Origin of the sequence: Mesorhizobium sp. M0815 (assembly GCF_040319995.1) — a bacterium.
Taxonomy (GTDB): Bacteria; Pseudomonadota; Alphaproteobacteria; order Rhizobiales; family Rhizobiaceae; genus Mesorhizobium.
This window is the reverse complement of sequence record NZ_JAMYOU010000012.1, coordinates 79972-95005: the sequence shown is the minus strand read 5'-3', so window position 1 is coordinate 95005 and position 15034 is coordinate 79972. Positions and strand designations below refer to the sequence as shown.

Here is a 15034-nt window from a genome sequence, read left to right as displayed (position 1 = left end):
GCACTTCAGGCCGTGCCGATCAGTGCCTTGATGGCGCGGTAAAAAGTCGAGGAAAACAGCTCCCCCGGATCGTATTGCCGCTTCTTCGCCAGGAAGGACGGCAGTTCCGGATAGGAGGCAAGCAGCTCCTTGCCCGTGTAGTGGAGTTGGTAGGGCAGGAAAAAACGCCCGCCATGCTTGATCGTCACGTCGATTAGCGCCCTTGTCAGTGCCCGCATCCTGGCATTGCCGTCGGCGTCGGTCGGCTGATTGATGTAGAGCACCAGCGAATAGGCCGGCTCCGGCGCATAATTCAGCGCCACATCCTCCTTGTGGACGATGCGTACCGACGCGTTGAGCACCGGCAGGCTCTGGTTGCGCAGGATCTCGCGCGCTTCCGCGATGAACGGGTTATAGGCCGCCCGCGGGATGAAATATTCGTGCAGTATGTCGGTCTCGTCGAGCAGGTCGTTGAACAGATAGGGCACTGAATCGTGCATCGGGTTGTTGCGCGTGACCAGGCAGGCCTCGCCCTCGGCCATTGCCGTCGTCCGCGCCACCGTGCAGCTCTCGAATTGCGGCTCCAGCGTCTTTTCGGTGAACCATTTCAGCTCCTGGAACAGGCTGCCCCATTTCGCCAGGTTGATGATCACCCGCTTGAGCCCAACCGAGCCCGGTTCACCGATTGCCGGCTGGTCGGCCGGCGGCTGGTCGGCGACCTTGTCATAGCGATAGACGATCATATCCTCGAGGAAATTGCCCGGCGCAGTCGACAGATGCCCATAAAACAGACCAATCGCCCTGTTTGGCTCCAGCGCCTCGGCGAAGAACGTCGGGAAATCGTCCGATTTGATGATCTCGCGCGAGGTGCGGTAGACGGCGTTGTCGACGATGTCGAGTGTCGCCTCCAGCACCACGCCGAACAGGCCGTAGCCGCCGACGACGTGGCGGAACAGCTCGGTGTTTTCGGCCGGTGAGCAGGTCGTCACCGAACCGTCGGCCAGCATCACCCGCATCGAACGGATCGAGCCGGCGACCGAGCCGGCCTGATGGTCCATGCCATGCGCGTTGACCGACAGCGAGCCGCCGACCGAAAAGATGTCGGTCGACTGCATCGCCTTCACCGCGAAGCGCGGGTGCAAAAGGTTCTGGATGTCGTGCCAGCGCGCGCCCGGCTGCAAGGTCATCGCCTTCGCCGCCGCATCGACGCTGATCTTGTTGAATTTGCGCATGTCGAGGACCAGTGCGTTATCGTCGAAGGCGTGGCCGCCCATCGAGTGGCGCACCGCCGCGACCGAGACCTTCAGGCCATTGGTGCGGGCAAAGGCCAACGCGCTCGCAATGTGGTTTTCCTCGCTGACTTCGATAACGCCGTAGACCGGCGTCATCGAAAGGCCGCTGGCATCGTTGATGTCGCCGCCCTTGGTCAGCCATGGCAGCGACGGATCGTAGGCTGGCGCGTTCTCCAGCGGCTTCAGCGCCAGGTCGATGCCGTCAATGTCGGCAATGCGCCCGGAATTCTTCTGCGCCGACGGGCCGCGGGCCAGCCGCGCCACGGTCGTGCCGCCCCAGACCATCGCGCCGCCGACCACCGCCGCACCCAGCAGCAACCGCCGCGACAGGCGAAACCCCTTGCGTTCCTCGATCATAGCCCCACCCCACTGTCCCAGGAATAGCGCCGGATGGAGACAAAAACCAGTTGCCAATCAGACGTTCGGCGAATGATGATCCGGTTTGTCTGGCGGAAATGTCGAAAGCAGTCTCACCATGAAGCTTGCAGCCCGTACCGCACTTGCCATGTTGCTCGCGTTTGCTCCGGCATCATCAGCCGGCGCGCAGACTCCTGGTCAAGGCGACGACAAGGTCGTCAGCGTAGCTGGCGACGATCCGGAGATGGCGGCCGCTATCGAGCAGGCGCGTGCCGGTCTCGACGACTTCCTGGCATTGGCCGACGCGCCGCCATCCGGAACGGCCGACTTCCAATTGAAAGTCATGGTCAGGGATGGGGACGCCACTGAACATTTCTGGGTCATTCCCTTCCACCGTACGGCGGCCGGATTTGCGGGAACCTTGGACAACGAGCCGCAGACCGTTCACAACGTCGTGGCAGGCCAGGAGATCGAATTCAGCCGGGACGATATTTCCGACTGGGGCTATATGAAGAACGGCCGCCGGGTGGGAAGTTTCACTGTCTGCGTTCTCTTCAAAAAGATGTCGAAGGATGACGCCGACTATTATCGCCAGAACTATGGCTTCGATTGTTGACGGCTGAATTCCAGTTCAACCGGCTTCTACATCCTTCACGCCGATCTTTCGTACCAGTGCCGCGGTCGCCAGGATCGCGCCCATGTCGGCGATCATCGGCGCGACGTGTTTGGTGTAGTCGAGACGCGTGGAGATATCCGGCAGCTCGAAGAAATTCCTTTCCTGCGGCAGCAGCAGGAAACCGTCACTGCCGCTGAGCGCAACGCGTGCCGGATCGTTCGGCCGGGTTTCGCCGAGCCATTGCAGCGCCTGCGCCAGCCGGCCGGTCACCAGCGGCCGCGCCGCCTCGATATTGTCGGTGCGGAACTCGTAGGCGGCATCGAGCTCCGGCACGCCGCTGGACAATTCCTGCATCTTGCTGCCGAAGATGCCGCGGAAGAAGCCGACGACCTTGTTGGTCCGGCGCGCGGCGACCAATGTGCCGGGGAACGGCACGATCGTCTCGAAGGCGACGATGACGCCCTTGAACACTGCCGTCGTGCTCTTGCCCGTCCCTTCCCGGAGATCTGCTTCGTAAAGCTCGAACGGAAACCCTTCATAGCGGCCGGAAAAAACATCGTCGAAAGACTGCCGGTTGAACGGGCCAACCGTCTCGCGCGGCAGCCGGTCGAACGAATTCGGCTTGATATTGTGCCGGTACCGCATGTCCTCGATGAAGCCGAAGACGATCGGCAGCAGCGTGCTGCGGAACGACTGCTGCAATTTGCCCGCCGGCTTGATCGCCTGGAAATAGAGCAGGATCGCCGCCAGGAAGCCGCCGATATAGAGGAACACATGCGGGGTCGAGAACCACTGCTCGTTCGGGTCGGCAACCCCGTTGAAAAGCCAGGCCACAAGCGCCACGAACACCAGCAGCAGTCCGATGAACATCGGCACCCGCCAGCGCGTCTGGCGATGGGCCGAAGCTCTTTCGGCCTCGTAGGCCTCGATGTTCTTCCTGATGCCGGCGATCACCGCTTCGCTCGGCATGAAATCCGCTGTTTCCATCGCCCACCCGCCGCCACAAGCCTGCCCGCGTAGCGCATGATAGCCGGTTTTGTGGACCGCGTCAGCGCAGCCGTCAGCGCGCGGCGAAGATCGCATCAAGGCGGGCCAGAACCCTTTGCCTCGATTTTCCCGCCAGCGCTTCAACCGGCACCAGCCGCTCATGATCGCCGGTGCGCAGCCGCATGAAGGCATGCAGCCGGTAGGCGGCGATGGCCCCGCACGTGCCGGGATCGGCGCTGATGTCGACGACGAGAATGGCGCCGATACGGCTCGGCCATGGCTGGCGCGCGAAGGCGGTGCCGAAGAAATCGCCGAGCCCATAGGCGACGAGCGTCTTGCCGAGCCGCTCGATCGGCTGCACGACATGGGCATGATGTCCGGCGACCAGGCCGACGCCATGTTCGGCCAGAAGCCGCGCCAGTGCCCGCGTCTTCGCACGTGGAAAATGCCGGAATTCCCAATCCCAATGCGGTACCGCGCAGAGGAGGTCGACACTCTCAACTGTATCGCGTGGCCATTGTCCCGGATCGCTTGCCATCGAGACACGGCCCGCGAACTGGACCGCGTCGGCATTGCGCCACAAGGTAAAGGCGGCAAGGCCGATGGTCAGTTCCCCGACTGCAAACCGCTCGACTGGAGCCCCAGCACCGATCGTGCGGATGCCGAGCCGCGCCAGCGCGGCAACGGTCTCGTCGAAGCCGGCAATGCCCTGGTCGAGCACATGGTTGTTGGCCAGCGACAGCACCAGTCTTTCCGGCGAAATGCCGGCGGCGGCCAGCGCCTCAGCAAGAAACCGCTCGCTCATCGCATGGTGCGTGCCAAGCCTTGTGCCCCAAACAGCGCTCGGCCGTTCCACCACCGGGCTTTCGCAATTGCCGACTACCAGATCGGCCGAGGCGAGCAGCGCCGCGATCGCCGGATCGCATTCCGGCGCGCTGCGATTGGCCACCGCCGAGATGTCGCCGACGAAAGCCAGCCGTACCGTCCGCACCGGCGCCGGTTCGAGCAGGGTTGCCGCCATCGGAGCGAAGCCGCGAGCCGCGCCGCCGAGCGAAGGCCGGAGGAAACGGGGAAGCCAGGACAGTTTGTAGGAAAGCGGATAATTCGACACGCGACGCCCAATCGTTTGCTCTGTGTAGACCGTCCGCCGGATTGATTGAAGCTTCGACTGTTATCGGTGAACCACAGGGCTACAGGCGCGCGAACCAAATGCGTGTATGATCCACTGCGGAGCGACGAAGGGGCGATCACGATGACGCGTTTTTCCAGGCTGGTGGCATGCGCCATCGTTCTTCTCCTGCCGCTGTCCGCGGCCAGCACCGCAGCTCCCGAACCGGCGGCCCTGTTCGAGGCAAAAACCGTGGCCGAGCGCGACAGCGCGCTAGCCGCGCTGGAAGCCGCCGCGCCCGGCGATCCTGCATCGGCCTACGCCACCGGCGCCGGTGAATTCTTCACCGCGCTGGAGATCCTGGCCGGCGGTCTGTACCGCCACGGTTTCGAAAGCCCGCAATCGTTCATGCTGCCGCTGATGCGGCTGCCGGTGCCGGACAATGCCGATCCCGAGCCGCTGACCTACGAACAATTCCGCGCCATTCTCGTCGCCTTCCGCGACCGGTTGGAGAAATCCGCAGCCACGCTGGGCTCGGTACCCGCCGACGCCGACATCGGCATGGTCATCGACCTGACCCGTCTCGGCATCGACCTCAACGAGGACGGCCAGATCGCGCCGGACGAAAGTGCCGCCGCGGTCATGGCGTCTCTGTCACGCGGCGGCGGTGCGCCAGACGCGGCCGCACCCGCCCTCACCTTCCGCTTCGACCGCGCCGACGGCTACTGGCTACAGGGCTATTCCGAATTCCTGATGGCGCAGGCCGATTTCTGGCTGGCGCATGACTTCAGCAACACCTTCGACGGTTCGTTCCATGTGCTGTTCCCGCGCGCCAACCTGCCGCTGCAGGACACGCTCGTTCCGCCGGACGGCGGCATGAGCGGCGGCATGTTGTCGTCCGAATGGCGCATCGCCGATTTCATCTCGCTGGTCCATCTCGTCAACTGGCAAGTGGTCGAGCCGGAGCGCCGGCAATCGGCGCGCCGCCATCTCATGGAAATGATCCGGCTGTCGCGCGAGGACTGGAAAGCCATCCGCGCCGAAACCGACAATGACCGTGAATGGCTGCCCGGGCCGCAGCAAAAAGGCGCCAGCCCGCTCACCGGCCTCGACGTCGGCGAGCAGCAGGTGCAGGCCTGGCTCGCCGCCTTGGCCATGGCCGAGGATCTTCTGGAAGGCCGCACCTTGCTGCCGCATTTCCGCATCGCCGACAAGGGCATCAACATGAAGCGCTTCTTCGACGAGCCGAAGCCCTTCGACCTGGTGCTGTCGATCACCGGCCCGGCCATCGCGCCCTATCTCGAGCGCGGGAAGATTCTCACCAGCGAGGAGTTCGACCAGATCCAGCGCCAATTCGGCGGCGCCGGGTTTCTGACGTTCGCGTTGTGGTTTAATTGAGCGGGAAGCTTGGAGGATGCTCCTGACACCCTGCTGTCAGCAGCCAAATTGCGCGCAGCACCCCTCACCACTCCGCTCTTTCCATTTTGGCCGATACCTCCCATATTCGGGCCATGGCCAGACTCTCTGACAAGAAAACGCCGCCGCCGGCGAATGACGATCGCGCTTCGCCGCCCAAGCGGCGCAGCCCGCTGACCGATTTCCTCGATGCCTCGGAGCCACTGCACGGCTTTGCCGAAGCGCCGCAGGCCGAGTTCACCGGCGCGCCGCTAACCGGCTCGATCGCCGACTGGGCCGAGCAGATCGAGCAGGAAGCCGAGAAGGAAGGGCGCGTTTCCGGCAAAGTCGGCGGCAAATTAGCGAAGCCGGCGAAAAAGATCCCCGAGCGCTCGTCTTCCCCCGGCCGTACGGCACGCGGCACGTCGATGGGCGGCGCGGCTTCGGCGCGGGAGCGCACCGCGGCCGGTCTCAATCCTGTCGCCGGCCTCGATGTCTCACTGGAAGAGGCCGAGACCATGGCTTCGGGCGGCGTCACCGCCACCGTCGCGGCGCTGTCGGCGCTGATCGAATCCGGCAATCCGCTGCACAAGGACGGCGTGCTGTGGACGCCGCACCGCCCTGCCCGACCGGAGAAATCCGAAGGCGGCATCGCCATCAAGATGGTCTCGGATTTCGAGCCGGCCGGCGACCAGCCGACGGCGATCAAGGATCTGGTCGAGGGCGTCAACAGCAACGACCGCACCCAGGTTTTGCTCGGCGTCACCGGCTCCGGCAAGACTTTCACCATGGCCAAGGTGATCGAGGAGACGCAGCGCCCTGCTCTGATCCTGGCCCCCAACAAGACGCTTGCCGCGCAGCTCTATTCCGAGTTCAAGAAATTCTTCCCGGAAAACGCCGTCGAGTATTTTGTCAGCTACTACGACTATTACCAGCCTGAGGCCTATGTGCCCCGGACCGACACCTACATCGAGAAGGAATCCTCGATCAACGAGCAGATCGATCGCATGCGCCACTCGGCGACGCGCTCGCTGCTCGAGCGTGACGACGTCATCATCGTCGCCTCGGTCTCCTGCATCTACGGTATCGGCTCGGTCGAGACCTATACGGCGATGACCTTCCAGATGCAGATCGGCGACCGCCTAGACCAGCGCGCGTTGCTCGCCGACCTCGTCGCCCAGCAATACAAGCGCCAGGACATAAACTTCGTCCGCGGCTCGTTCCGGGTGCGCGGCGACACGATCGAGATCTTCCCGGCCCACTTGGAAGACCGCGCCTGGCGCATCTCGCTGTTCGGCGACGAGATCGAAGCGATCACCGAATTCGATCCGCTGACCGGCCAGAAAACCGGCGAGCTGAAGAGCGTCAAGATCTACGCCAATTCGCACTATGTGACGCCGCGCCCGACCTTGAACCAGGCCATCAAGTCGATCAAGGAAGAACTCAAGCATAGGCTGGTCGAACTCGAACGGGCCGGTCGGTTGCTGGAGGCGCAGCGGCTGGAGCAGCGCACCCGCTTCGACCTGGAGATGCTTGAGGCGACCGGCTCCTGCGCCGGCATCGAGAATTACTCGCGCTATCTGACCGGCCGCCAGCCGGGCGATCCGCCGCCGACCTTGTTCGAATACATCCCCGACAATGCGTTGGTCTTTGTCGACGAAAGCCACGTCACCGTACCGCAGATCGGCGGCATGTATCGCGGCGACTTTCGCCGCAAGGCGACGCTGGCCGAGTACGGGTTCCGCCTGCCGTCCTGCATGGACAACCGGCCGCTGCGCTTCGAGGAGTGGGACGCCATGCGCCCGCTGTCCGTCGCGGTTTCGGCAACGCCCGGCGGCTGGGAGATGGAGCAGTCCGGCGGCGTCTTCGCCGAACAGGTCATCCGCCCGACCGGCCTGATCGACCCGCCGGTCGAAGTGCGCCCGGCCAAGAGCCAGGTCGACGACGTTGTCGGCGAAATCCGCGAGACCACCAAGGCCGGCTACCGCACGCTGGTCACCGTGCTGACCAAACGCATGGCCGAGGATTTGACCGAATATCTGCATGAGCAAGGCATTCGCGTGCGCTACATGCACTCCGACATCGACACGCTGGAGCGTATCGAGATCCTGCGCGACCTGCGCCTCGGCGCCTTCGACGTGCTGGTCGGTATCAACCTGTTGCGCGAAGGCCTCGACATTCCCGAATGCGGCTTCGTCGCCATTCTCGATGCCGACAAGGAAGGTTTTCTGCGCTCCGAGACATCGCTGATCCAGACCATCGGCCGCGCCGCCAGAAACGTCGACGGCAAGGTCATCCTCTATGCCGACCAGATCACCGGCTCAATGGAGCGGGCGATGGCCGAGACCAACCGCCGTCGCGAAAAGCAGATGGAGTGGAACGCGGCCAACGGCATCACCCCGGAATCGGTCAAGTCGCGCATTTCGGACATCCTGGACTCGGTTTACGAGAAGGACCATGTCCGCGCCGACATCTCGCAGTTCACCGACAGCGCCGGCGCGATGATCGGCAACAATCTGAAAGCCCATCTCGACGCGATGGACAAGCAGATGCGCGACGCCGCCGCCAACCTCGATTTCGAGAAGGCGGCCCGCATCCGCGACGAGATCAAGCGGCTGCGCGAGATGGAGCTGTCCATCTCCGACGACCCGCTGGCCAAATATGCCGACATGGAAAGCCCGGTTTCGGGCCGCGAAAAGGGCAAGCACAACAAGGGCGTGGCCAAACATCGTACATCAGAGGAGCGGGAGCGTTTCCGCAGGCTCGACGAAGCACATGCCGCTGAAGAAGCGGCCAAGGCTGCCCGGCCCAACCTCTTCCGCAAGCCGGCGCTGGACGAGATGGGCGCCGACGGTGCCGTGCCGGTGAAGAAGCCGCTATTCGCCAAACCCTCGCTCGACGCCATGGGACCGGGCACCGACATGCCGACGCTGGCCGGCGCGGTGTCGCGCTCGCTGTTCAAGAAGCAGTCGGCATCGGAAGCACACGGCTCCGACTTCGGCATCCCGGGCGAGCCAAACAAGCCGCTGTTCAAGAAGAATTCGCTGGACGAAATGACGGTGCGGCGGACGGAAAAACCGGTCGAAGGAAAAGTGCCGGCCAAGCCACAGCCGATCTCCCCCCTTGTGGGGGAGATGCCCGGCAGGGCAGAGGGGGGCGCGAAGGATCGCGACGATTCCGTCAAGCCAGTCGTTCGTCAGCGCGCCGGCATCGGCTCCTACGAAGATCCAGGCGACGCCCACCGCGAAAAGCGTCGTCCTGGCAAGACTGGCAGACCAGGGAAATAGCAGCGGTTCTACCCATGGCGCTCCTCAAGCGACACATGTAACTTCACGCCACCGCTTGGGCGGCTACAGATGATGACGCGTCGTTTCTTTGGACTTCTCGCCGCCGTTGCCGCAGCCTTCCTGCCGTCACGCGCGACGTCTCAAACAACGAGCGCGCCGCGGCGCTTGCAGGACGACATTCCGGTCGCCGCGCAATGGATATCCAGCGCATTGCAAAGTTCGGGCTATCGCGTCGATTTCACGCCACGGAGCATATCGGAGGTAGAACGGTTCTTTCGCGAGCAGACGAAGGATGGAGAACCCATCTCTGGCGGGTTGATTTCACAAGATGTCGGGCCACGCCTGTTTGCGTTGGGATGTTACTGCGGTGAGGTGCTCCGCAAGGAACTCGGTGGGCATTGGCTGACGGATGACAACGATCCCGAAGGGGAAATCAACGCGGCCCTCGAAGTTGCAAGTGGAGTGACCTGCTGGCCCATGCAACGGGTCATGAAGCGGCTGCGCAGCAGCGAGGAGGACTTGGTGGCCTGGGCCGAAGGGATCAGGCGAGGCTGACACCCCGCATTCCACCCCTCCCTTGCCATCCGCCCTGCCTTTGGTGTAATCGCTTCCCCTCACTCAAACTTCTTGAAAGGAGGGCTGCGTGTCTTTCGACCACCATCGTCAGCGTGGCCCGATTTCTGCCCTGCGAGCTTGCTTGCAGGGCTGACCAGGGACGGTCCGGGTTTTCCCGCTTCGATTTTTTGGTCTGCCCTTCGTGGTGCCGCAACGCCGAGCCTGATGGCCAGCACGCGCACCGTCAAAGTGCATTGAGCCGGACTCCGGCAAGACCAGAGAAATCAAAATGGCCCTGATCAGCCTCAAGTCCCTCGGCGTCACCATGAGTGCGCCGCTCTTCTCCAACCTTGATCTCACCATCGGCGCCGGCGACCGGCTCGGCATCGTCGCCGCCAACGGCCGCGGCAAATCTACCTTGCTGAAGTGCGTGGCCGGCGAGATGGAGCCGACATCAGGCGACATCACCCGCACGCGCGGCCTGCGCGTCGGTTATGTCGAGCAGGTCATTCCCGCAGCGCTGGCCGGGCGCAGCTTTCATGAGGTGGTGGCCGACGCCTTGCCAGCCGAGCACGCCGAAAGCGAGCTGTGGCGCGTCGATGTGGTCCTCGATTCGCTCGACGTACCCGAGCCGATGCGCGAGCGGCCGATGCGGGCATTGAGCGGCGGCTGGCAAAGGCTGGCGCTGATCGCCCGCGTCTGGGTCACCGATCCCGACGTCCTGCTTCTCGACGAGCCGACCAACCATCTCGACCTCGGCAAGATCAGCCAGCTCGAGACCTGGCTGAACGCGCTGCCGCGTGAGGTGCCCGTGGTGATCGCCAGCCACGACAGGGCGTTCCTCGACGCGACGACCAACCGCACGCTGTTCCTGCGCCCCGAACAGTCGCCGGTGTTTTCGCTGCCCTATTCGCGGGCGAGGCTTGCGCTGGACGAGGTCGACGCTTCGACCGAGCGCAAATTCCAGCGCGACATGAAAGTGGCGCAGCAGCTGCGCCGGCAGGCGGCCAAACTCAACAATATCGGCATCAATTCCGGCAGCGACCTTTTGACGGTCAAGACCAAGCAGCTCAACCAGCGGGCAGAGCGCCTGGAAGAAGCGGCGGCGCCGGCACACCGCGAAAGATTGGCGGGCACGATCAAGCTCACCAATCGCGGCAGCCATGCCAAGGTGCTGATCACGCTGGATGATCTGGTGGTCGGAACGCCTGACGGCACGGTTCTGTTCAGCACCGGCAAGCGCCACATCTGCCAAGGCGACCGCATCGTCCTGCTCGGCCGTAACGGCGTCGGCAAATCACGGCTGATCGGCCTGATCCGGAACGCCATCGTCGAGCCGGAAATGGCGGCGCAAAGCCTGAAGGTGACGCCGTCGACGGTGCTCGGCTATAGCGACCAGGCATTGTCGGGCATCAGCGGCGACGACACGCCGCTGGCGATGCTCTCGCACAGATTCGACGTTGGCGAGCAGCGCGCCCGCTCGCTGCTCGCGGGCGCCGGCGTCAGCATCGACATGCAGGAGCGCAGGATTGGCGTGCTGTCGGGCGGACAGAAGGCGCGGCTGATGATGCTGGCGCTCAGGCTCGCCAATCCCAATTTCTATTTACTCGACGAGCCGACTAACCACCTCGACATCGACGGCCAGGAGGCACTGGACGCGGAATTGCTGGAACATCAAGCAAGCTGCCTGCTTGCCTCGCACGACCGCTCCTTCATCCGCGCGGTTGGCAACCGCTTCTGGCTGATCGAGAAACGGCGGCTGACCGAGGTCGACGACCCGGAAGCTTTCTTCCGGGAGGTTGCCGAGGCCGACGGTTGAAAAATTGTGGAAAAAAATTCCGGCGCTCTGTCGGATGATGATCGCATGCCACGTCCTTGGGTTGCCGACACGGTGATGCCGGCGCCAATCGAGGAGAAAGCATCATGTCTATTCTGTCATCCATAGGTCACGCCGTGACGCGTTACTCGGCGGCTCGCGCCCGTTATCGCAGCGAACGCGCCATCCTTTCATTGCCGATCGAGTTGCGCAAAGATATCGGCTGGCCGGAAATCGTCGTCGACGCGCAAAACAGCCCACGGATTCGCATCGAAGGTTGAAAGGTGGCAGTTGGCCGTTGCGGCAGGCGCCATTTCGAATCCAAAAAACCATCGGCCGTGTAGGATCGTCGCCATTTCGTTCGTCCTGTGGTTCGCAAAGGCAAACCAGACGCAAAGAGGAGCATGACATGAATGACCAGGCGCAGACCCAGCCCGCCGCCAAAGTGCTTGGCGGATTGACGCCCTACCTTCAGTTGGACGGCGCTTTCAAAGCCGCCGAATTTTACCAAAAGGCCTTCGGTGCCGAGCAGGTCTTTGCCTATCCGCCGGACGAACAGGGCCGTACCATGCATATCCATCTCCACATCAACGGTTCGACGCTGATGCTTTCCGACTTCTATCCCGAGCATGGAATGCCCGCTGTGAAGCCGCAGGGCTACACCATGCAGCTCCATCTCGGCAGCGACGACATCGACGCTTGGTGGAAGCGGGCCATCGAGGCGGGCTGCGAGGAAGTCGTGCCGTTGCAGGTGATGTTCTGGGGCGACCGCTGGGGCAATATGCGTGATCCGTTCGGCGTCGAATGGGCAATGAACGCGCCGGTGAAAGCGGCTTAGGATCCCCACACAGGTATGTACCGGAAATCACCGCTCAAGAGGGCGGAAAACAATCGCATGGAGGAAATCAGATGTCTTATGTCGATGGTTTCGTACTTGCCGTGCCGAAGGCAAAGCTCGATGCCTACAAGAAGCTGGCGGAAACCGCCGGCGCCGTCTGGAAGGAGCACGGGGCGCTTGCCTATGTCGAATGCGTCGGCGACGACGTGCCCTATGGCGAGATCACCTCGTTCCCGCGCGCCGTGCAGGCCAAGGACGACGAGGTCGTCATCTTCTCGTGGGTCGTCTATGAATCGCGGCAGAGCCGCGACGCGGTGATGGCCAAGGTGATGGCCGACCCACGCATCAAGTCGGACTGGTCGACGATGCCGTTCGACGGCAAGCGCATGATCTTCGGCGGCTTTCAGCCGTTTATGGAGCTTTGATGCATGTCGCGCAGCGGTTTTGCGATAACGACATGCATAAAGACAAGGATCTAAAGCGCGTCGCATGAGGCCGATCGAGCGCGACGCGCTTTTAAGGCCCAGCGGCGCTCTAAGCCAGCCTGTCGAGCAGCGGCTTCAGCCGGTCGCCATAGCGCTTCCACAGATCGACCGAGCCCTGATACATCGGCTGCCGCACTTGCGCGGCGGACGCCGTGCGCACCGGCCGGTCGGTCCGGTGAAACGACAGCACGGCGTCATCCCATGGCAGGCCGAGATGGGCGATCAGTGCTCGCGACTGGCCTTCCTGGTCGGCGACGAAATCCTCGTAGCGAACGTCGTGCACGACATCAGGCAGCACGGCGTGCCAGTGCGCCATGATGTCGGTGTAGAGATTGTGGAAATCGGCGAGTTCGCCGAGATCGTAGCCGTAGCGGTGGCTGTCGCCGCGGAAGTGCACCTTGTAGATCGACAGGCAGGTCGCTGCCGCATCGCGCGCGCAATGGATGATCTTGGCCTGCGGCAGCATCATGTGGATGAAACCGACCAACAGGAAATTGCCGGGCATCTTATCGGTGACGTGCCGGAACCCGGGATAGCGGGCGTGCAGCATATCGAGATAGGCCTGGCCGGCCTCGGCATAGGCCTTATCGGACATGTCGGCGATGCCCCAGGGAAAGCCGCCCTTCATGCTGAGCGGAAACTGCTTGCCGACCGCCGTCTTCAATATGCTGAGCTCGCCAGCGCCATAGACTTGCGGGTGGCTGGCGATGATCTGCTCGACCAGCGTGGTACCGGAACGAGGCATGCCGACAATGAAGATCGGCGTGTCGTCGGTAATCCCGCTCGGCCTGTGCTTTTCAAAAAAGGCCTTGTCGAACACCGCCTTCATCGCCTCGAACTCGCCGCGCGTCTTGTCGGCGTCGTAGTCGATGCCCTGGCGGCGGATCGCGTTGCCTTCGGCGAAATAGTCGAAGGCGCGACCATAATCCCTGAGGTCGTCATTGGCCTTGCCGAGGCCGAAGGAAAGCTGCATGCGCGGCAGGCTGCCTTGCGGCGCCCTGGCGTGCTCCGCCTCCATCCGGGCAAGCTCGGCGTCGCGCTCCTTCTGGCGCTTGACCTGGGTGAGCATTAGCCAGGCCCTTGCCATGCCGGGATCCACCGCCAGCGCCTGCCTGAAAAGATCCGCAGCCTCGTCGAGACTGCCCTTTTCCATCAGCCCGACACCCAGGCCATGCAAAAGATCGGCATCCTTCGGCCGGATCGTCAGCGCCTCGCGAAAAACAGCTAATGCCTCATCCAGCCGGCCCGCTTCCTGCAGCGTCTCGGCAAGCCCGACACGGGCGCGGACATGGAACGGGTTGCGGCCGATCGTACCGCGATAAATATCCTCGGCGCCTTCGAATTGGCCGAGCTGCTTCAGCGACGAGCCGAGATTGTCGCGCGCCGCCAGTTGGTCCGGCCTGGTTGCCACCACCTTGCGGAAGAGATCGGCTGCGGCCGCGACCCGGCCGAGGTCGCGCAGCACGGTGCCGAGATTGTTGAGGAAATCCGGATTGTTCGGCTGCAGCCGAACCGACTGTTCGATCAGCGCCAGCCCCTCGGCGCTGCGCCCGGTCTGGTGCAGCAGAAGCCCGAGGAAATGCGCGGCGGCCGAGTGGTTAGCCTTTTGCGCCAGCACCTGACGGTAAAGCGCCTCGGCCTCCTGCCGGCGCCCCGCCTGGTGCAGCTGCAGCGCCTGCTGCACGTACTGGTCAAGCCCCAGCGGCGGCTGCCCGCCTGAGCCGTAACGTGCGCCTGCCGGTTGTCTCGGATTTCTGTTGATGGGAAACCTGCCGTGTTGTCCGCCTGCCGCGATCTAGGCCATCGCTGCGGCGCGTGCAAGAGCAGACGACGGGCACTATGGAGCAAACCCCAAACTAGCGGAAGTCGGCCGGCGTCAGCACATACATGTTCCTGCGGCCATGCGAGTAGGCTTCGCGCGCAATATCGTGGATCGACGAACGCTTGGCGTCGAAGGCGCTGAGAAATTCGGCTTCGGCTCCGCTTGCGGCCGGGTTTGCCGCCGAAAGTGCCGCAACCTCGACGAAGAACGGGACTTCGAACATGCCGTCATGGCCGACGAAACGAATACGCTTGGCCGCCGCGTCGTAGGAACGGCTGGGATTGGGAAAATTGAGTGTCATGGCTGCGCGTCAAATCAGGCGGTTGCTTTCGGCAAGCTGGCGCGCCCGCCGCACCGTGCCATCGGTGTCGGCAAGCCTTCGCCTTGCCGCCTCGTCGCTTCTTATCGTGAGGCGCGGCGACATAACCTTTATCGGCTTTGCGACGGGATTGACTGCAACTGTCGGGACATCCGGTGTTCTTGCGGAATTCATGACT

14 protein-coding genes are annotated in these 15034 nt (G+C 63.3%); 8 read left to right on the top strand and 6 right to left on the bottom strand.

Features of this window, described 5'->3' with window-relative positions; genetic code table 11:
* Positions 1-5 precede the first annotated feature (5 nt).
* Positions 6-1628 carry an FAD-binding oxidoreductase gene (locus tag NKI01_RS15550; RefSeq protein WP_352963766.1) on the bottom strand — a complete coding sequence of 541 codons (1623 nt, stop codon included), beginning with the start codon at positions 1626-1628 and terminating at the stop codon, positions 6-8.
* Between the two features lie 118 nt (positions 1629-1746).
* Between NKI01_RS15550 and NKI01_RS15545 the strand changes: the two genes are divergently transcribed.
* Positions 1747-2244, top strand: coding sequence for a YegJ family protein (locus NKI01_RS15545; protein WP_023719161.1), 498 nt, complete (start codon positions 1747-1749; stop codon positions 2242-2244).
* A gap of 15 nt (positions 2245-2259) precedes the next feature.
* Here the strand turns inward: NKI01_RS15545 and NKI01_RS15540 are convergent, their stop codons facing one another.
* A complete protein-coding gene (locus tag NKI01_RS15540; protein ID WP_352640800.1) occupies positions 2260-3231 on the bottom strand; it encodes a hypothetical protein in 972 nt (323 codons plus the stop codon).
* A 73-nt stretch (positions 3232-3304) separates the two neighbouring features.
* Positions 3305-4342, bottom strand: a complete 1038-nt coding sequence (locus tag NKI01_RS15535; RefSeq protein WP_352963764.1) for a CapA family protein — start codon at positions 4340-4342, stop codon at positions 3305-3307.
* Positions 4343-4483: 141 nt separating this feature from the next.
* Here NKI01_RS15535 and NKI01_RS15530 point away from each other — a divergent pair, with 141 nt between their 5' ends.
* From NKI01_RS15530 to NKI01_RS15500, 7 genes are all read left to right on the top strand, one after another.
* A complete protein-coding gene (locus NKI01_RS15530) occupies positions 4484-5737 on the top strand; it encodes a hypothetical protein (protein ID WP_352483099.1) in 1254 nt (417 codons plus the stop codon).
* Positions 5738-5850: 113 nt separating this feature from the next.
* Positions 5851-9021, top strand: a complete 3171-nt coding sequence (uvrB, locus tag NKI01_RS15525) for an excinuclease ABC subunit UvrB (RefSeq protein ID WP_352963761.1) — start codon at positions 5851-5853, stop codon at positions 9019-9021.
* 69 nt (positions 9022-9090) lie between these two features.
* A complete protein-coding gene (locus tag NKI01_RS15520; RefSeq protein ID WP_023719166.1) occupies positions 9091-9576 on the top strand; it encodes a hypothetical protein in 486 nt (161 codons plus the stop codon).
* A gap of 289 nt (positions 9577-9865) precedes the next feature.
* On the top strand, positions 9866-11395 hold the full coding sequence (locus tag NKI01_RS15515) for an ABC-F family ATP-binding cassette domain-containing protein (RefSeq protein ID WP_352963759.1): 1530 nt from the start codon (positions 9866-9868) through the stop codon (positions 11393-11395).
* Positions 11396-11499: 104 nt separating this feature from the next.
* Positions 11500-11673: a hypothetical protein gene (locus NKI01_RS15510; RefSeq protein ID WP_023719167.1), complete on the top strand. Its 174-nt coding sequence runs from the start codon at positions 11500-11502 to the stop codon at positions 11671-11673.
* Between the two features lie 128 nt (positions 11674-11801).
* On the top strand, positions 11802-12230 hold the full coding sequence (locus tag NKI01_RS15505; protein ID WP_352483095.1) for a VOC family protein: 429 nt from the start codon (positions 11802-11804) through the stop codon (positions 12228-12230).
* 71 nt (positions 12231-12301) lie between these two features.
* Positions 12302-12655, top strand: coding sequence for a DUF1428 domain-containing protein (locus NKI01_RS15500; RefSeq protein ID WP_023719169.1), 354 nt, complete (start codon positions 12302-12304; stop codon positions 12653-12655).
* A gap of 109 nt (positions 12656-12764) precedes the next feature.
* On the opposite strand, the gene NKI01_RS15495 is transcribed toward NKI01_RS15500, so the two are convergent.
* From NKI01_RS15495 to NKI01_RS15485, 3 genes are all read right to left on the bottom strand, one after another.
* Positions 12765-14399 carry a tetratricopeptide repeat-containing sulfotransferase family protein gene (locus NKI01_RS15495; protein WP_352483092.1) on the bottom strand — a complete coding sequence of 545 codons (1635 nt, stop codon included), beginning with the start codon at positions 14397-14399 and terminating at the stop codon, positions 12765-12767.
* Between the two features lie 172 nt (positions 14400-14571).
* Positions 14572-14838: a DUF1488 family protein gene (locus tag NKI01_RS15490; protein ID WP_023719171.1), complete on the bottom strand. Its 267-nt coding sequence runs from the start codon at positions 14836-14838 to the stop codon at positions 14572-14574.
* 9 nt (positions 14839-14847) lie between these two features.
* Positions 14848-15030: a hypothetical protein gene (locus tag NKI01_RS15485; protein WP_023719172.1), complete on the bottom strand. Its 183-nt coding sequence runs from the start codon at positions 15028-15030 to the stop codon at positions 14848-14850.
* Between the last annotated feature and the right edge of the window lie 4 nt (positions 15031-15034).